This is a genomic window from Pseudomonas sp. JV449 (assembly GCF_032424295.1).
GTDB lineage: Bacteria > Pseudomonadota > Gammaproteobacteria > Pseudomonadales > Pseudomonadaceae > Aquipseudomonas > Aquipseudomonas marginalis.
This window is the reverse complement of sequence record NZ_VYKD01000010.1, coordinates 71,232-89,585: the sequence shown is the minus strand read 5'-3', so window position 1 is coordinate 89,585 and position 18,354 is coordinate 71,232. Positions and strand designations below refer to the sequence as shown.

The following is an 18,354-nucleotide window of genomic DNA, read 5'->3' as shown; positions in this document are numbered from 1 at the left end:
CCTACTTTGTTGGGGTGCCGACGGGTTGTTGCAATTGCGCTTTCCAACGCTCCAGATTGCGCTGCAGCGCGGCTTCCGTCACACCAGACCCGGGCAATTCTGTCATCTTTTTGGCCAGCTGTCCGCGCAGCCACGGATCATTGCAGGCCGAGTTGTGGGAAATCGCCAGGTACAGGCCGGGCTGATCGACGGGCACGTCGCGGGCCACCAGGTCATTGCTCATCCCTAACGTCTGGGCCATGGCCATGCCGGAGTAACGCCCGGCCAGCACGTAGTCCACTTCCCCCAGCAGCAGTTTCTGGAAGGCCGGGGTCAACGTGGGCAGGCGTTGCAGGGTCAGTTGCTGGCCGGCGAAGGTTTCAAAGTCGCGGCTCAAGCGCGCACGTTCCGACACTGCACCCTTGTGGCCATGCAGGTCCGCCGCCGTGGAGTAGGCCAGCGCCGAATCCTTGCGGGTCCAGACCAGATAATCGAGCTGTACCAGCGCGGGGTGGATGTAGTCGAGGGTTTCCAGCTCGCCAAGGTTCAGCGGTGCATCGGCGAGGATGTCCATGCGCCCGCTGCGCACTTCGTCCAGGGCCAGGGAACGCTTGCCGCCGTAGAGCAGGTCGATTTTCAACCCAAGCTCCTTGGCTACCTGTTGCAAGACATCGGCGGTGGCGCCGATCAGGTGCGTCGGGTCTTGGGGGTCGCGCCACAGCAGCGGCGGTGCATCCGGGCTGCCGGTGATCACCAGGCGATCACATTTGCCGGCTGCCTGGGCCAGGCTCGGCAGCAGCGTAAGTCCCAGCAGTACGGCCCAGGGGCGCAGTTCCATGGCGGTTTCTCCGGCGTTCAAAAAAGCCCGGGCCAAAAAAAGCCCGGTCACTAGACCGGGCTCTTTATAAGTGAAGCGGCTGGATTAGACCAGCTTCTCCAACTCGGGTACGGCTTCGAACAAGTCCGCCACCAGGCCGTAATCGGCCACCTGGAAGATCGGTGCTTCTTCGTCCTTGTTGATCGCGACGATCACTTTGGAGTCCTTCATACCGGCCAAGTGCTGGATCGCGCCGGAGATACCGACAGCGATGTACAACTGTGGCGCAACGATCTTGCCGGTCTGGCCGACCTGCATGTCGTTGGGTACGAAGCCTGCGTCGACGGCCGCGCGGGAGGCGCCGACCGCAGCGCCGAGCTTGTCGGCCAGGGCGTACAGGTGCTTGAAGTTGTCACCGTTCTGCATGCCACGGCCGCCGGAAACGACGATCTTGGCAGCGGTCAGTTCAGGACGATCCGACTTGGCCAGCTCTTCGCCAACAAAGCTGGACGTGCCAGCATCGTGGGCAGCAACAACGGCCTCAACGGCAGCCGAACCACCTTCAGCGGCAACCGGGTCGAAACCGGTGGCACGCACGGTGATGACTTTGACGGCAGCGGTCGATTGCACGGTGGCAATCGCGTTACCGGCATAGATCGGGCGCTTAAAGGTGTCGGCGCTTTCTACCGAGATGATCTCGGAGATCTGGTCAACATCCAGCTGCGCGGCAACGCGCGGCAGGATGTTTTTGCCGTTGGAAGTGGCGGCAGCCAGGATGTGGCTGTAGCCAGCGCCCAGCTCTGCTACCAGGGGGGCGACGTTTTCCGGCAATTGGTGAGCGTAAGCGGCGTTGTCGGCCAGCAGTACTTTGCTTACGCCAGCCACTTTGGCTGCAGCCTCAGCCACGGCGCCAGCGCCTTGACCGGCGACCAGTACGTGGATGTCGCCACCGATTTTAGCGGCAGCAGCAACAGTGTTCAGGGTGGCCGGGGCCAGCACCTTATTGTCGTGTTCTGCGATTACCAAGATAGTCATGATTAGATTACCTTCGCTTCGTTTTTCAGTTTCTCGACCAGTTCAGCCACCGACTTGACCTTGATGCCCGCACTGCGTGCAGCCGGCGCTTCAACTTTGACGGTCTTGTTGGTGGAGGCGGTGGAAACGCCCAAAGCATCCGGAGTCAGCACTTCGAGAGGCTTCTTCTTGGCTTTCATGATGTTTGGCAGGGACGCGTAGCGCGGCTCGTTCAAACGCAGGTCGGTGGTGACGATGGCCGGCAGTTTCAGGGAAACCGTCTGCGCGCCGCCGTCGATTTCGCGGGTCACGGCAACGTTGTCGCCGCTCACTTCGACTTTCGAAGCGAAGGTGCCCTGGCCGTAACCGGTCAGTGCAGCCAGCATCTGGCCAGTCTGGTTGTTGTCGCTGTCGATCGCCTGTTTGCCAAGGATCACCAGTTGAGGCTGTTCCTTGTCGACAACGGCCTTGAGCAACTTGGCCACGGCCAGGGAGGTCAGCTCTTCAGCGGACTCGACCAGGATAGCGCGGTCGGCACCCAGTGCCAGGGCGGTACGCAACTGCTCTTGAGCAGTGGTCGGGCCGATGGAAACCACAACGATTTCAGTCGCCACGCCTTTCTCTTTCAGGCGTACGGCTTCTTCCACGGCGATTTCACAGAAAGGGTTCATCGACATCTTGACGTTAGCAAGGTCGACGCCGGAATTGTCCGCCTTGACGCGAACTTTCACGTTGTAATCGACAACGCGTTTGACAGCTACAAGAACCTTCATGGATTCCTCGTTACTCTCCGGTGAAAAGAAAGTCGCCTAGGCGAACCTGGCGGTTGATGCTCATCGGCACACAAGGGCACCTCCAAAAACGGCGGCGAATGACCTTGCTCACGGGAAGTGATGACCGTTCGTCAGTGGTGACTGGGAGGTCATTCTTTATCGCGGCGTGTAAACTGCGCGCCATCAATTAAACGCGCGTCACCTGTTTTGCCTTTGCCGTGCTTTTGGACGTGCTCTTGAAACCTACAGTCTGCCTACGGTCTGTGCAAAACCGACCGTATATTGACCGGAACGCCTATTCTGGTCAATACGGCAAAATGGCCAGTCATAAGCCGCGTTGCTTTGATTTACCTAGCCTGCGGGCAATTCAAACAAACGTTTGTATTGGACGCTGACAGTGGTCTATATATAATGCGCCACCTAGAGAGACAGGTGGGTCATCCCCTGCCGTTGCGCACGGCGATGACGGACACGACACCGAACCTCCACCCATTAGAAAAAAAGCCTGTTGAGCCTTGAGTAGGAGATAGCCTGTGGAACGCGAATACATGGAATTCGACGTGGTCATCGTCGGCGCTGGCCCGGCGGGCCTGTCTGCCGCCTGCCGACTGAAGCAGAAGGCCGCCGAAGCCGGTAAGGAAATCAGCGTCTGCGTGGTCGAGAAAGGCTCCGAAGTGGGCGCACACATCCTCTCCGGTGCCGTGTTCGAGCCCCGTGCCCTGAACGAACTGTTCCCGGACTGGAAGGAACTCGGCGCCCCGCTCAACACCCCCGTGGTGCGCGATGACATCTATGTGCTGCGCAGCGCCGACACCTCCACCAAGGTGCCAGACTTCTTTGTGCCCAAGACCATGCACAACGAAGGCAACTACATCATCTCCCTGGGCAACCTGTGCCGCTGGCTGGCCCAGCAGGCCGAGAACCTGGGTGTGGAAGTCTACCCAGGCTTCGCCGCCCAGGAAGCGCTGTTCGATGAAAACGGCGTGGTGCGCGGGATCATCACCGGCGACCTCGGCGTCGACCGTGAAGGCCAGCCAAAAGAAGGCGTCTACACCCCGGGCATGGAACTGCGTGGCAAGTACACGTTGTTCGCCGAAGGCTGCCGTGGGCATATCGGCAAGCAGTTGATCCAGCGCTTCAACCTGGACAGCGACGCCGACGCCCAGCACTACGGCATCGGCCTCAAGGAAATCTGGGAAATCGACCCGGCCAAGCATCAGCCAGGCCTGGTGGTGCACACCGCCGGTTGGCCGCTGGACATCATGAGCAACGAGAACACCGGTGGCTCGTTCCTCTATCACCTGGAAAACAACCAGGTGGTCGTCGGCCTGATCGTCGACCTGTCCTACAGCAACACCTTCCTGTCGCCGTTCGACGAGTTCCAGCGCCTCAAGCACCACCCGGTGCTGGCCCAGTACCTGGAAGGCGGCAAGCGCATCAGCTACGGCGCACGCGCCCTGGCCAAGGGCGGTATCAACTCGTTGCCGAAGATGGTGTTCAAGGGCGGCGCGCTCATCGGCTGCGACCTGGGCACCATGAACGTGGCCAAGATCAAAGGCAGCCACACTGCGATGAAGTCCGGCATGCTCGCTGCCGATGCCGTGGCCGAACGCCTGCTGGCCGAATCCGAAGGCGGCGATGAGCTGACCAACTATGTCGACAGCTTCAAGGCAAGCTGGCTCTACGAAGAACTGTTCGCCAGCCGCAACTTCGGCCCGGCGATGCACAAGTTCGGCCCGATCATCGGCGCCGGCTTCAACTGGTTCGACCAGAACATCCTCGGCGGCAAGATGCCGTTCACCCTGCACGATACCAAGCCGGACTACGCCTGCCTGAAGCTGGCCAAGGACAGCAAGAAGATCGACTACCCGAAACCCGACGGCAAGTTGAGCTTCGACAAGTTGAGCTCGGTGTTCATCTCCGGTACCAACCACGAAGAAGAGCAGCCGTGCCACTTGAAGTTGAAAGACCCAAGCATCCCGATCGGCACCAACCTGCCGCTCTACGATGAACCGGCGCAGCGTTACTGCCCGGCCGGCGTGTATGAAGTGATCACCCAGGAAGACGGCGAGAAGCGCTTCCAGATCAACGCCCAGAACTGCGTGCACTGCAAGACCTGTGACATCAAGGACCCTTCGCAGAACATCACGTGGGTCACACCGGAAGGTGCGGGTGGGCCGACTTACCCGAATATGTAAGCCAAGCGAGGCTCCCGAATGGGAGCCTTTTTTATGCAGTCAAACTCGGTCAACTGTGGGAGGGGGCTTGCCTGAAATGACTAGGCAGCCCGCTCTTCGCCAGGGTTACGCTCGAAGTAGCGCTTGTACTCGCGACTGAACTGCGACGTACTCTGGTACCCCACGCTGTGCGCCGCCTGCGCCACGCCCATGCCCTCCACCAGCAGCAACTGCTGAGCCTTGAGCAAGCGCAAACGCTTCAAGTACTGCACCGGCGACAACAGCGTGCAGCGTTTGAAATGCTCGTGAAACGTCGACGCACTCATATGCGCGTACCCCGCCAACGTCTCGATATTCAGCGGCTCGGCGTAATGGGCATGCAGGTGATTCAACGACGTGGCGATCCGCGAAAACTGCCCTTGCTGTTCCACCAAGGCGCGCAGCACATCGGCCTGGGGGCCACGCAAGGCGGTGAACAATAATTCCCGCACCCGCGCCGGGCCCATGATCCGGCTTTCCAGTGGATCGTGCAGGCACTGCAGCAGCCGCTCGACGCAGCCGCGCATGGCGTCATCCAGGACCACCGAACTCATCGACTCCAGGGTTTGCGCGGTCGGCGGCGGACCGGCCTGCATGCCCATGGCCATCACCAACTCACCCAGCACCACGCGGTCAATGCCCACGGTCACCCCCAGCAGCGGCGCACCGGGCGCCATGGCGAACGTCTCGCACTCGAACGGCACCGGCATCGCCTGGATCAAGTAGTGCCCGGCGCCATACTCCAGCGTACGCGGGCCCAGGTAGGCGACCTTGCTGCCTTGGGCCACGAACATCAGGCTCGGCTCGTAGATCTGCGGGCCGCGCGCTACGTCGCAACTGGCGCGCAGTACTTGCACACCCGGCAGATGGGTCGGGGAGAAACCGTCGCGGGACGTCAGCCCCTCGATCAGGGCAACCAGCGTGGCGTTGGCATCAACATGGCGGGTCAATAGCATAAAAGCAGTTCTCGGGAGTTTTCAGATCTGAGCATCAGCAAGCTTCAAGCCTCAAGCTGCAAGAGAGCACGCAGTTTATAGCTTGCGACTTGTAGCTTGCTGCTTTTAGCGGCTCCTCCGGAGCTTTAGGCATGAGACTCGGAGCAATCGCCATGGCCGCATCAGGGGGTGACGCGGAAAATGGCCCGCCTCATCTGTCCCTGCTTTTGCGAGGTTTTCGCCATGTATACCGCCATCGGTTACGCCGCCCAGTCGGCCACCACTCCCCTCGCCCCCATGTCGTTTGAACGCCGCAGCCCGCGCGCCGATGACGTGGCCATCGAGATTCTCTACTGCGGCGTGTGCCACTCCGACATCCACCAGGCGCGCAACGAATGGGGCATCGCCGTGTACCCGCTGATGCCGGGCCACGAGATCGTCGGCAAGGTCACCGCCGTCGGCGCCCGCGTGACCGCGCATAAAGTCGGCGACCTCGTCGGCGTCGGCTGCATGGTCGATTCGTGCCGCCACTGCGAAGCGTGCAAATCGGACCTCGAGCAATATTGCCTCGAAGGCCCGACCATGACCTACGCCACCCCGGACCGCGTCGATGGCAGCAACACCATGGGCGGTTACTCCGACAGCATCGTGGTCAGCGAGCACTTCGTGGTGAAGATCCCGGCCAAGCTCGACCTGGCCAGCGCCGCGCCGATCCTGTGCGCAGGCATCACCACCTATTCGCCGCTCAAGCACTACGGCGTCAAGGCTGGCGACAAGGTCGGGATTCTCGGCATGGGTGGCCTGGGCCACATGGGCATCAAGTTCGCCAAGGCCATGGGCGCGGAAGTGACACTGTTCACCCGCTCGGCTAGCAAGGCTGAAGAAGGCCGCCGCCAGGGTGCCGACCATGTGATCGTGTCCACCGATGCCGAACAGATGAAAGCCGCCGCCGGCAGCTTCGACTTCCTGCTCGACACCATCCCGGTGCAGCACGACCTGAACCCCTACCTCGACGTATTACGCTTTGATGGCGTGCACATCCTGGTTGGCCTGATCGAGCCCGTGGACCCACCGGTCAACGCCGCCAAACTGGTATTGGGACGTAAAGTGCTGGCAGGTTCGCTGATCGGTGGCATTGCCGAAACCCAGGAAGTCCTGGATTTCTGCGCCGAGCATGGCATCACCTGCGACATCGAAATGCTCGACATCCGCCAGATCAACGAGGCCTACACCCGCATGATCGCCGGTGATGTGAAGTACCGCTTTGTCATCGACATGGCGACCTTGAAGGCCTGATCAAGCCTTCGCACCCAACTCCGCTGACAGCCGCGCTGCGACCTGTTTGATCACAGGGATCAGCTCGGCCATTTTCTCCAGCGGCATGTAGGGCACGGTACTGGCGATGCTGATGCCGGCGACGATTCGCCGGCTGGCATCGCGCACCGGTGCCGCCACGCACCGGATCGACGGTTCGTTGTCTTCCAGGTCGAACGCATACCCGCCCACCACATACTCACGCATGCGCTGCTCGAACTGCGCCCAGGATTGTTCTGGATGCTGCGGCCATTGCAGGTTTTTCCCACCCGCCGGCAGGCTGGTCTCGTACAAACGCTGCCACTCTTGCACCGAGTCATCCAGCAGCATCGCCTTGCCCACACCCGTGCGCGCCAACGGCATGCGATGGCCGACCCGCGAGCGCATTTCCGGACCGTTGCGGCCAGGGTTCTTGTGCAGGTAAAGCACGTCGTCGTATTCGCGAATGGCCAGGTGGATGGTGTCGCCGGTCAATGCCGACAGCTCATCCAGGTACGGCACCGCCAGGGTCACCAGCGGCAGCTCTTCGCGGGCCTGAAATCCCAGCTCGATCAACTTCGGCCCCAACAGGTAGCCGACTTGCGGCACCACGCGCAGGTAACGCTCTTCCACCAGGCAACTGGCCAGGCGGTGGGTGGTGCTGCGGGTGGTGCCGATGCGCCTGGCGATCTCTTTCAGATCCCGCGCACCGGCCGCCACCGCCTGCACGACGCCCAGGCCACGCAGCAGGGTCTGGGTGCCGGTGGGGGCAGCGTCTTTGACGGGGGTGTGGGCGTTTTCCTGCATATCGGGCCTATAGGTATGAAAGCGGGGGCATTATGGCAAATACCGTCCCTCAATACAGTGGCGATCCAAAGGTGGGAGGTGTTCGGTCTAGCGCTGCTTCATGCGGTCGATGATGACCGCCAGCAACAGGATCGAACCACGAATCACGTACTGGTAGAAGGTGTCGATATTCTTCAGGTTCATCGCGTTCTCGATGATCGCCAGGATCAGCACCCCGGCAATCACATGGCGGATCATGCCGATGCCGCCGCTCAACGACACCCCGCCCAGCACGCAGGCGGAAATCACCGTCAGCTCGAACCCCTGGCCGATCATCGGCTGGCCCGAGGTCATGCGCGAGGCGAGGATCACCCCGGCCAAGGCGCCGATCAGGCCGTGCACGGCGAAGATGATGATCTTGGTGCGATCAACGTTCACCCCGGCGAGCAACGCCGCTTCCTGGTTCCCCCCGATCGCCATGGTGTTGCGCCCATAGGTGGTGTAGTTCAACAGCCAGCCAAAAAACACAAAGCACAGCACGGTGATGATGATCGGCACCGGCACGCCCAACAGTTGGCCGTTGCCGAACACAAAGAAATCCTCGTTCATCACCCCCACCGCCTTGCCGTTGGAGAAGATGTAGGCCAGGCCGCGCACGATCTGCATGGTCGCCAACGTCGCGATCAACGCATTGATACGCAGCTTGGCGATGACAATGCCGTTGATCAGCCCTACCACCAAACCCATGGCTAATGCAGCGGATACACCGAGCGCCACGCTGTCGGTGTCGCGAATCACGATCCCCGCCACCACACCGGCGCAGGCAATCACCGAGCCCACCGACAGGTCGAAGTGCCCCGACGCCAGGCAGAACAGCATGGTGCAGGCGGCGATGCCCACGGTGGAAATCGCCAGGCCCAGGCCACGCATGTTCAGCGGCGAGAGGAAGTTGTCGATAAACAGCGCGCTGAGCACAAAGATGCCCAATGCCGCCAGCAGCATCACCCAGTCATCGAGAAACTTGCGCTGGTTGAAACCCGGCCAGAAGCCCTTTGCAGTTTTTACCTGAGACATGCCTACACCCTCTTATTCTTCAAGCCCGCGAACGCGGGAGTGCCAGTTGCAGCAGGCGTGCTTCATCCGCTTGATCGCGGCTCAGTTCGCCGGTCAGCGCGCCTTCGCTCATCACCAGGATGCGATCGGAGATGCCCATCACTTCCATGAGGTCGCTGGACACCACGATCACCGCAATGCCCTGGGCCGCGAGGTTATGGATAATCTGGTAGATCTCGGCCTTGGCGCCGATGTCGATGCCGCGGGTCGGCTCGTCGAGCAGCAGGACCTTCATCGGCATCGACAGCCAGCGGCCAAGAATGGCTTTCTGCTGGTTGCCGCCGGACAGGTACATGATTTTCTGTTCAGCGTTAGGCGTTTTGACTTTCATCGCCTTGATCTGCTGGTCGGCGTTGCCCTTTTCCCAACCGTCGCGCAACAGCCAGCCAAACGACGCATGGGCGCCACGGGCACTGATGTTGATGTTCTCGGCGACGCTTGCGAGCGGGAGGATGCCCTCCTTCTTGCGGTCCTCGGGGCACAGCAGTACACCGGCGGCGATGGCATCACGCGGTGAGCGCAGTGTCAGTGCTTCACCGCAGAGCTCCAGGCTGCCGGCGCTGGCGCGTTCCAAGCCGCTGAGCAAACGGAACAACTCCGTGCGCCCTGCCCCCACCAGGCCGAACAGACCGAGAATCTCGCCCTTGCGCACCTCAAAACTGACCGGCTCACGCAAACCCGGACCCAGCAAACCGTCGACCTTGAGCGCCACCTCACCGTGCTCGCGCGGGCGGTAGTCGTAGATGTCCTGGATGTCGCGGCCGACCATGCAGGTCACCAACTGGTCGTGGGTCAACGCGCTCATGTCGTCGAAGGTGCGCACGTAACGGCCGTCCTTGAACACCGTGACCGCGTTGCAGATGCGGAACACTTCTTCCATGCGGTGCGACACGTAGAGCACCACTTTGCCCTCGTCCCGCAGGCGCGTAATGATCGCCATCAAGCGGTCGATCTCCCGCGCCGACAGGCTGCTGGTCGGTTCGTCGAAGGCAATCACATGGGCGCCACGGGACAGCGCCTTGGCAATTTCCACCAGTTGGCGCTGGCCCAGGGACAGGCGCCCGAGTTTTTCCTCGGGGTCGATTTCATCCGCCAGGCCCTTGAGACAGGCCAGGGCCTGCTTGCGCAGCAGGCCCCGGTTGACCACGCCGAAGCGCGAGGGCAAATGCCCGAGGAACAGGTTTTCGGCGACGGTCATTTCCGGCACCAGGTGCAGCTCCTGGTGGATCACCGCTACGCCGCTGGCGATGCTGTCGGCGGCGCATTTGAACGCCATGGTCTGCGCGCCGATCTGCACCGTGCCGCTGCTGGGAATATAGGCGCCGCCGAGGATCTTCAGCAGCGTCGACTTGCCCGCACCGTTCTCGCCCATCAGGGCGTGCACCTGCCCCGGGTGGGCGGTGAAGCTGATGCCGTCCAGCGCCTTGACCCCGGGAAAGGTTTTGCCGATAGCGTCGAAACGCAGGGCCGCCGCCGTCATTTCCACAGCCCGATCTTGGTCAGTTCTTCCTGGAAGTTGGCGCGGGTGATCAGGGTCACTTCATCCATGGCCGTGTATTTAGGCGGCTCAGTGCCTTTGGTGACCCACTCGTACATCATCAGCGCAGTGTTGTAGCCTTCGATGTGCGGGCTTGGCAGCATCGAGCCGAAAAAGCCGCTGTTGGCCTTCTTCAATTCGCCGATGGCGTCGGTGCCATTGATGCCGATGCCGATCACATTGGCGGCGGCGAAACCGGCGCTTTCAGTGGCGCGTACGCCGCCGAGCACGGTGTTGTCGTTCATGCCGCCGATGATCAGGTTTTTCGCGCCGCTGGGCAGCTTGACCAGGGCCGAGTTGGTGGCGTCCATGCTGCCGGGGACGTCGAGGGTTTTCAGCGCGGCGGTTAGGATATGGTCCTTGGGAATGCCGGCTTCTTCCAGGGATTTGATCGAGCCATCGGTGCGTTTCTTGCCGGTGTCGAGTTCATTGAAGGTGTTGATCACCGCATAGGTGTCCTTCCAGTCCCAACCGCGTTTTTTCGCCTCGGCGGCCATGGCCGCGCCTTGTTTCTGGCCCACTTCAAACGCGGCCATGCCCAGGTACGGCACGTCTTCCATGAAGTTGCCTTTGGCGTCGACAAAGCGATCATCCACGGCAATCACTTTCAGGCCGTTGGCCTTGGCCTTGGCGACGATGGCCGGGCCCAGGGACACATCCGGCGGGCAGATCACAAAGCCCTTGGCGCCGTTGGCGGCCAGGCTGTCGATGGCCGAGAGGGTTTTCTCGCCATCGGGCACGGCGATCTTGATCACGGTAAAGCCATGTTCCTTGCCGGCTTTTTCGGCAAAGGCCCATTCGGTCTGGAACCACGGTTCCTCGGCCTGCTTGACCAGAAAACCGATTTTCACTTCTTCAGCGGCCAGCAACAGCCCGCTCAAGCTCATGGCCGAGACCGCCACAGCGGCGCAGCACAGGGAACGGATACCACGACGACGATGATTCATACGGGTGACTCCTTGTTGTTGTTTTTTGTTTGCTGTTTTTTGTAGGAGCGAGGGGGACGCCTAGTTCTTGCTCGCGAAAAACGTTAACGATGACGCGTACATCCTGAATGCACGCGGCGCGCTCAGGCTTTTCGCGAGCAAGCTCGCTCCTACAGTGAAGCGGTGCAGCTAACCGGCAAAGCGATGGCAAGGCATGCCGGGTACATCGACTTCGATGGCCAGCACCGCACCGTCCAGAGGGTGATCCAATGGGCTGGCGGCGCTGGTGATATACAAAGTGGTGAGGTTGGGGCCACCGAATACGCAACTGGTGGGGCGACTCACGGGCAACTCGATAATGCGGTCCACCTCCCCCTCGGGCGTCAGGCGCAGCAGGCAACTGCCGTCCCAACGGGCGTTCCAGATGTAGCCTTGACTGTCCATGGCCGAGCCGTCCGGCCCGCCACGCTCATGGGGGCCGAACCACACCTGTGCCGGCTCGAGTTGGCCGTCGGCCTGGATCGAGTACTGGTAGAGCGTGGCGTCCAGGCTGTCGCCGAAATGCACCTGGCGGCCGTCCTCGCTCCACAGTAAGGTGTTGGGAATGCCCAGGCCGTGAAGCAACGGCGTGACCTGCGCATCCGCATCGATGCGAAACAGGCCGCCGGAGCGCCGCGTGATCGGCAAGTCTTCGCCGTGTTCGCCGATGTTGTTCTGCATCGTGCCCAGCCACAGGCGGCCCAGGGCATCGCAGCGCGCTTCATTGCCACGGTTGCCCGGTTGCGGGTCGGCCACGCACAACAGGGTCAGGGCTTCGGTGGCCAGGTCCAGACGGTAGACACCGCTGCTCAGGGTCACCAGCGCATCACCGCGTTCGCACGGGATAAACGCCGAAACGTGCTCGGGCAACTGCCAGATCTGCAACTGCCCGTCCATCAGGCGCAGGGCCTGTTTGCCGGCGATATTGACCCAGTACAGCGCCTGGGTCGGCACGTCCCAGAACGGGCCTTCCCCCAGTTGCGCACGGTGCTCAGTGACAGCGGTACACGACATGACGCCTCCTGATAAGTGTTTACAGCGAGTCGCGGGATGGCGTGCCATCCACCAGGCGCTGGATGCGCAACGGGTTGGCGTTTTTCAACGCGTCAGGCAGCAGGCTATCCGGGTAGTTCTGGAAGCACACCGGACGCAGGAAACGGTCGATGGCCAAGGTGCCGACCGAGGTGCCACGGGCATCCGACGTCGCCGGATACGGGCCGCCGTGCACCATCGAATCGCAGACTTCGACGCCGGTCGGGTAGCCGTTGAGCAGGATGCGCCCGACTTTCTGTTCCAGCAGCGGCGTGAGTTCGGCGAACTGTTGAAAGTCTGCCGGTTCGCCAATGATCGTCGCCGTGAGCTGGCCGTGCAGGCCGTGCAAGGCAGCGCTGAGTTGGGCTTGATCAGCAACTTCGACAAACACCGTGGTAGGGCCGAAGACTTCTTCCTGCAGCACTTCATCGCCATCGATCAGCAAGCGCACATCGGCCTTGAACAGCTGCGGTTGCGCCTGATTGCCCGCCTGGGTGCTACCGGCCAAATGCTGAATGCCAGGGTGCGCCAGGAGTTTTTCCAGGCCTTTGCCGTAGCTGCTCAGGGTGCCGGCATTGAGCATGGTTTGCGCCGGTTGCTCACCGATCAGTTGGGCGACCTGTTGGGTAAACGCGGTGAACTGCGGCGAAGCGATACCGATCACCAGGCCAGGGTTGGTGCAGAACTGGCCGCAGCCTTGCACCACCGACGCGGTCAGATCCCGAGCGACAGCATCCGCCCGCGCTTGCAGGGCCTGGGGTAGGACGATCACCGGGTTGATGCTCGACATCTCGGCAAACACCGGGATCGGCTGCGGGCGTGCCGCGGCCATATCGCACAAGGCGCGACCGCCCTTGAGCGAGCCGGTAAAGCCCACTGCCTGGATCGCCGGGTGCTTGACCAGCGCCTCACCGACGCCGCCGCCGAAGATCATATTGAACACACCGGCAGGCATCTCGGTGGCTTCAGCCGCACGGATGATGGCATTGGCCACCTGTTCAGCCGTGGCCATATGCCCGCTGTGGGCCTTGAACACCACCGGGCAGCCCGCCGCCAGCGCCGCAGCGGTATCACCACCGGCCGTGGAAAACGCCAGGGGGAAGTTGCTCGCGCCAAACACGGCCACCGGGCCCAGGCCAATGCGGTATTGGCGCAGGTCCGGGCGTGGCAGCGGCTGGCGATCGGGTAACGCCTTGTCGATGCGTGCGCCGTAGAAATCACCGCGACGCAGCACCGTGGCGAACAGGCGCATCTGGCCACTGGTACGCCCACGCTCGCCTTTGATACGGGCGGCAGGCAGCGCGGTTTCGCGGCAGACCAGCTCGATGAAGTTATCGCTCAGGCCATCCAGCTCGTCGGCGATCGCGTCCAGGAACTGCGCACGGCGCGCGGCACTCAACGCACGGTACGCCGGATACGCAGCGGCGGCGGCCTTGGCGGCGGCGTCGACTTCTTCCGGCGTGGCCTGATAGAAATCCTGCGGCAAGGTTTCGCCCGTGCTGGCATCGACGCTGTGCAGCTTGACGCTGCCGTTGGCGCTGCGCTGGCCGCCGATGTAGTTGTGGCCGAGGAACTGGGTCATGTTGATCTCCTTAAAGGGGGGTGACTTGGCCGGGTTCAAAGGCCGCATCGCTGCTGCCGACGCCATTGACCAACGGCGCGCCGAACTCGGCCTGGCTGATCTCGAACACATCGCCCGGTTGGGTACGTATACCATCGGCGAATGACAGCGTGGCGGTACCGAAGAAGTGAATATGCACATCGCCCGGCTTGAGGAACTGGCGGTATTTGAAGTGGTGGTACTCAAGATTTTCCAGGCTGTGGCACATATTGGCCTCGCCACTGAGGAATTCGTTCCGCCAGATTTCCTCGCCGTTACGCAGGATGCGGCTGGTGCCGGCCAGGTGCTGGGGCAACTCGCCCACGCGCAGTTCGGGGCCGTAGCTGCAGCTGCGCAGCTTGGAATGGGCCAGGTACAGGTAGTTTTTGCGCTCCATGATGTGGTCGGAGAACTCGTTGCCCACTGCAAACCCCAGGCGATAGGGCTTGCTGTCCGGGCCGATTACATACAGGCCGCCGATTTCCGGTTCTTCACCGGCGTCTTCGGCAAACGGTGGCACCGGGAAGGCTTCGCCTGGGCGCACGACGATGCTGCCGTCGCCCTTGTAGAACCATTCCGGTTGCACACCGGCCTGGCCGGCAGCGGGCTTGCCGCCCTCCACGCCCCATTTGAAGATGCGCATGGTGTCGGTCAAGGCGCTCTCATCGCCGGCCTGCTGGTGCATTTTGTCCCGCGCCGAGGCGCTGCCCAGGTGGGTCAGGCCGGTGCCGCTGATGAGCATATGGGCCGGGTCCGGGTGGTCCAGCGGTGGCAAAATCTTCAGGTCGGCCAGCAGTGCGGCGTAGTCATGGCTGTCGCCCAGGCCCAGGCTCTCGACCTGCTGCTGCAACTTGACGCCCGCCTCGATGGCGGCCAGCGCCAGTTCGCGCACGCTGCGCGCGGTACGCACTTCGCGCACTGTGGCGCCTTCTACAACGCCGACCCGGCGTTCACCGTTGCTTGACTCGAACTGAACTAAACGCATGAAACTTCTCCCAGATTAAGTACGTGTGGCGCCACGGGCGCTGGCGGCGAATTGATCGGCGGGCAGTACGTGCTTGCGCTCCAGCAGGCGGTAGACCACGCCGGTCAAGACCAGCCCGAACACCATGACCCCGGACAGGAAGTACAAGCCCGAGGCGAGGTTGCCGGTGTATTCCTTGAGCGCACCGATCACGAACGGACCGATATAGCCGCCGAGGTTGCCCACCGAGTTGATCAAGGCAATGCCCGCCGCCGCACTGGCGCCGGCAAAGAAGCGCCCCGGCAAGGTCCAGAACACGGCGGTGCAGGAAAACATCGCAAACGCCGCCAGGCACAGCGCGGCCATTTGCAGCACCGGCACACTCAGCCAGGCGCTGAAAAACAGGCCGATGGCGCCCAGCACATACAGCACGGCCAGGTGGCCGTAGCGATCATTCAGGCGGTCGGAACTGCGCGGGATGATCAGCAGGCCGATGATGCCGAAGATGTACGGTACGGCGGAGATAAAGCCGGTGACCAGGTCGGTGCCGCCAAACTGTTTGATCAGGGTCGGCAACCACAGGCCCAGGCCGTAAATGCTCAGGGTCACCGGCAGGTAGAACAGCGCCAGCAGCAACACGCGTTTGTCCTTGAGGGCATGCAGCGGGTTGCCGTGGCGGGTCTGGCCGTAGGCTTGCAGGTCCTTGGCCAATTCATCGGTGAGCCAGGTTTTTTCCGCGTCGCTCATCCATTTGACCTGCTTGGGGCCATCCGGCAGGTAGCGCAGCACTGGCCAGGTGAGCAGGATCGCCGGGGTGCCGATCACGATGAACAGCCACTGCCAGCCATGCAGGCCGAGGATGCCGTCCATGCCCAGCAGGCCGCCGGACACCGGGCCGGTGATCATCATCGCAATCGGTTGAGAGAGGATGAACAGCCCGAGGATCTTGCCGCGATGGCGCACCGGGAACCATTGGGTGATGTAGTACAGGACGCCGGGAAAGAACCCGGCTTCGGCAGCGCCGAGCAGGAAGCGCATCACATAAAAGCTGTGCGGCCCTTGCACGAAGGCCATGCCGATGGTGATCGCGCCCCAGGTGATCATGATCCGCGCGAACCAACGCCGTGCGCCGAAGCGGTCGAGCATCAGGTTGCTGGGGATCTCGAAGAGGAAGTAGCCAATAAAGAACAACCCCGCGCCCAGGCCATAGGCCGCATCGCCGATACCGACGTCGGCGCCCATGTGCAGCTTGGCAAACCCCACGGCGGAACGGTCCACGTAGGCGATCAGGTACAGCAGGATCAGGAAGGGAATCAGTTTCAGCGTGATGCGCCGAATAAGCCGCAGTTCCTGGCTCATGGGGTCGATCTCCGATTGTTGTTTTTATAGAAGCTCGGGGGACGCCTCTCGCGGAAATCCGCCAGGGTCATACCTCAGTTAAGCCAGACTATATAGTAGGACTATTTGCAAAACAACTCTTCCAAAGCATCGATTTTGCGCTTATGTTTAAGCACACATAGAACATATAGTCATACAATAAGAGAATCGATCATGTCTGATAAAAAGCCCGGCCTACGCTCCGCCCAGTGGTTTGGTACCGCCGACAAAAACGGCTTCATGTACCGTAGCTGGATGAAGAACCAGGGCATTGCCGACCATCAGTTCCATGGCAAGCCGATCATCGGCATCTGCAATACCTGGTCGGAGCTGACCCCGTGCAATGCGCATTTCCGCCAGATCGCCGAGCACGTCAAACGTGGCGTGATCGAGGCCGGTGGCTTCCCGGTGGAATTCCCGGTGTTCTCCAACGGCGAATCCAACCTGCGCCCCACCGCCATGCTCACTCGCAACCTGGCGAGCATGGACGTGGAGGAAGCCATCCGCGGCAACCCGATTGACGGTGTGGTGTTGCTGACCGGCTGCGACAAGACCACCCCGGCCCTGCTGATGGGCGCCGCCAGTTGCGACGTACCGGCCATCGTGGTCACCGGTGGGCCGATGCTCAACGGCAAGCACAAGGGCCAGGACATCGGCTCGGGCACCGTGGTGTGGCAGCTCAGTGAACAGGTCAAGGCCGGCACCATTACCCTGGATGATTTCCTCGCGGCCGAAGGCGGCATGTCGCGCTCGGCGGGCACCTGTAACACCATGGGCACTGCGTCGACCATGGCCTGCATGGCCGAGGCACTGGGCACGTCCCTGCCCCACAACGCGGCGATCCCGGCGGTGGATGCGCGGCGTTATGTGCTGGCCCATATGTCCGGCATGCGTGCGGTAGAGATGGTGCGCGAAGACTTGAAGCTGTCGAAGATCCTCACCAAGGAGGCGTTTGAAAACGCCATCCGCGTGAACGCCGCCATCGGTGGTTCGACCAACGCCGTGATCCACTTGAAAGCCATCGCCGGGCGCATCGGCGTCGAGCTCGACCTGGACGACTGGACCCGCATCGGTCGCGGCATGCCGACCATCGTCGACCTGCAACCGTCCGGGCGCTTCCTGATGGAAGAGTTCTACTATGCCGGCGGCCTGCCCGCCGTGCTGCGTCGCCTTGGTGAAGCCAACCTGATCCCGCACCCGAACGCCCTGACCGTCAACGGCAAGACCCTCGGCGAGAACACCAAGGACTCGCCGATCTACGGCCAGGACGAAGTGATCCGCACCCTCGATAACCCGATCCGCGCCGACGGCGGCATTTGCGTGTTGCGCGGCAACCTGGCGCCACTCGGCGCGGTGCTCAAGCCGTCGGCAGCCAGCGCCGAGCTGATGCAGCATCGCGGCCGTGCGGTGGTGTTCGAGAACTTCGACATGTACAAGGCGCGCATCAACGACCCTGAACTGGACGTGGACGCCAACTCGATCCTGGTCATGAAAAACTGCGGGCCCAAGGGTTACCCAGGCATGGCCGAAGTCGGCAACATGGGTTTGCCGGCGAAACTGCTGGCCCAAGGCGTGACCGATATGGTGCGGATCTCCGACGCGCGCATGAGTGGCACCGCCTACGGCACCGTGGTCTTGCATGTGGCGCCGGAAGCCGCTGCCGGTGGACCGTTGGCCACCGTGAAGGAAGGTGACTGGATCGAACTCGACTGCGCCAATGGCCGCCTGCACCTGGACATCCCCGACGCAGAGCTGGCGGCGCGCATGGCCGACCTGAAACCGCCGCAGAACCTGATCGTCGGCGGCTACCGCCAGTTGTACATCGATCATGTGCTGCAGGCCGACCAGGGTTGCGACTTTGACTTCCTGGTGGGTTGCCGTGGGGCTGAAGTCCCCCGGCATTCCCACTAATTGGGATGCTATGATGCCGCGAATTTAAGTCAGAGCATCCCT

At 62.1% G+C, this 18,354-nt stretch carries 15 protein-coding genes and 1 pseudogene; 4 read left to right on the top strand and 12 right to left on the bottom strand.

The annotated features are described in order from the left end of the window. Position 1 precedes the first annotated feature (1 nt). The 3 genes from F6S08_RS10980 to F6S08_RS10970 form a co-directional block, all read right to left on the bottom strand. Positions 2–817 (bottom strand): transporter substrate-binding domain-containing protein, encoded by an 816-nt coding sequence (locus F6S08_RS10980; RefSeq protein WP_315871582.1) that lies wholly within the window; start codon positions 815–817, stop codon positions 2–4. An 84-nt stretch (positions 818–901) separates the two neighbouring features. Continuing rightward, complete coding sequence (locus tag F6S08_RS10975) at positions 902–1,831, bottom strand: electron transfer flavoprotein subunit alpha/FixB family protein (RefSeq protein ID WP_065946916.1); 930 nt, start codon at positions 1,829–1,831, stop codon at positions 902–904. Between the two features lie 2 nt (positions 1,832–1,833). Continuing rightward, positions 1,834–2,583, bottom strand: a complete 750-nt coding sequence (locus tag F6S08_RS10970; RefSeq protein WP_065924817.1) for an electron transfer flavoprotein subunit beta/FixA family protein — start codon at positions 2,581–2,583, stop codon at positions 1,834–1,836. Between the two features lie 533 nt (positions 2,584–3,116). Here F6S08_RS10970 and F6S08_RS10965 point away from each other — a divergent pair. Beyond that, positions 3,117–4,781, top strand: coding sequence for an electron transfer flavoprotein-ubiquinone oxidoreductase (locus tag F6S08_RS10965; protein ID WP_027603630.1), 1,665 nt, complete (start codon positions 3,117–3,119; stop codon positions 4,779–4,781). An 80-nt stretch (positions 4,782–4,861) separates the two neighbouring features. Here the strand turns inward: F6S08_RS10965 and F6S08_RS10960 are convergent, their stop codons facing one another. Further along, the gene (locus F6S08_RS10960; protein WP_027603629.1) at positions 4,862–5,755 is read right to left on the bottom strand and encodes an AraC family transcriptional regulator; all 894 of its coding nucleotides are present in this window, start codon (positions 5,753–5,755) and stop codon (positions 4,862–4,864) included. Positions 5,756–5,977: 222 nt separating this feature from the next. Between F6S08_RS10960 and F6S08_RS10955 the strand changes: the two genes are divergently transcribed. Next, entirely contained in the window at positions 5,978–7,030 is a 1,053-nt protein-coding gene (locus F6S08_RS10955) for an NAD(P)-dependent alcohol dehydrogenase (protein WP_315871581.1), read from the top strand. Here F6S08_RS10955 and F6S08_RS10950 read toward each other — a convergent pair whose 3' ends face one another. The 4 genes from F6S08_RS10950 to F6S08_RS10935 all read right to left on the bottom strand — a co-directional run bounded on the left by F6S08_RS10950 (position 7,031) and on the right by F6S08_RS10935 (position 11,410). Continuing rightward, positions 7,031–7,834 carry an IclR family transcriptional regulator gene (locus tag F6S08_RS10950; protein WP_027603627.1) on the bottom strand — a complete coding sequence of 268 codons (804 nt, stop codon included), beginning with the start codon at positions 7,832–7,834 and terminating at the stop codon, positions 7,031–7,033. Positions 7,835–7,921: 87 nt separating this feature from the next. After that, positions 7,922–8,887, bottom strand: coding sequence for an L-arabinose ABC transporter permease AraH (gene araH / locus F6S08_RS10945; RefSeq protein ID WP_065924819.1), 966 nt, complete (start codon positions 8,885–8,887; stop codon positions 7,922–7,924). Between the two features lie 19 nt (positions 8,888–8,906). Further along, complete coding sequence (gene araG, locus F6S08_RS10940; RefSeq protein WP_315871627.1) at positions 8,907–10,406, bottom strand: L-arabinose ABC transporter ATP-binding protein AraG; 1,500 nt, start codon at positions 10,404–10,406, stop codon at positions 8,907–8,909. Next, on the bottom strand, positions 10,403–11,410 hold the full coding sequence (locus F6S08_RS10935) for a substrate-binding domain-containing protein (RefSeq protein WP_065926374.1): 1,008 nt from the start codon (positions 11,408–11,410) through the stop codon (positions 10,403–10,405). Before F6S08_RS10935 ends, araG begins: the two co-directional genes overlap by 4 nt. A gap of 67 nt (positions 11,411–11,477) precedes the next feature. On the opposite strand from F6S08_RS10935, the pseudogene F6S08_RS10930 reads away from it, so the two are divergent. After that, positions 11,478–11,567: pseudogene (locus F6S08_RS10930) on the top strand (outer membrane lipoprotein carrier protein LolA); the annotation flags it as partial. Between the two features lie 11 nt (positions 11,568–11,578). On the opposite strand, the gene F6S08_RS10925 reads toward F6S08_RS10930, so the two are convergent. From F6S08_RS10925 to F6S08_RS10910, 4 genes are read right to left on the bottom strand one after another with little or no spacing between them, the layout of a single operon-like run. Then, positions 11,579–12,442 (bottom strand): SMP-30/gluconolactonase/LRE family protein, encoded by an 864-nt coding sequence (locus F6S08_RS10925; protein WP_074846071.1) that lies wholly within the window; start codon positions 12,440–12,442, stop codon positions 11,579–11,581. A 19-nt stretch (positions 12,443–12,461) separates the two neighbouring features. Next, positions 12,462–14,042: an aldehyde dehydrogenase (NADP(+)) gene (locus F6S08_RS10920; protein WP_065926376.1), complete on the bottom strand. Its 1,581-nt coding sequence runs from the start codon at positions 14,040–14,042 to the stop codon at positions 12,462–12,464. Between the two features lie 10 nt (positions 14,043–14,052). Continuing rightward, positions 14,053–15,045 carry an AraD1 family protein gene (gene araD1, locus F6S08_RS10915; protein ID WP_065926377.1) on the bottom strand — a complete coding sequence of 331 codons (993 nt, stop codon included), beginning with the start codon at positions 15,043–15,045 and terminating at the stop codon, positions 14,053–14,055. 15 nt (positions 15,046–15,060) lie between these two features. Then, positions 15,061–16,383, bottom strand: coding sequence for an MFS transporter (locus F6S08_RS10910; protein ID WP_053139479.1), 1,323 nt, complete (start codon positions 16,381–16,383; stop codon positions 15,061–15,063). A 192-nt stretch (positions 16,384–16,575) separates the two neighbouring features. On the opposite strand from F6S08_RS10910, the gene F6S08_RS10905 reads away from it, so the two are divergent. Continuing rightward, the gene (locus tag F6S08_RS10905) at positions 16,576–18,312 is read left to right on the top strand and encodes an IlvD/Edd family dehydratase (protein ID WP_027603618.1); all 1,737 of its coding nucleotides are present in this window, start codon (positions 16,576–16,578) and stop codon (positions 18,310–18,312) included. Positions 18,313–18,354: the final 42 nt, after the last annotated feature.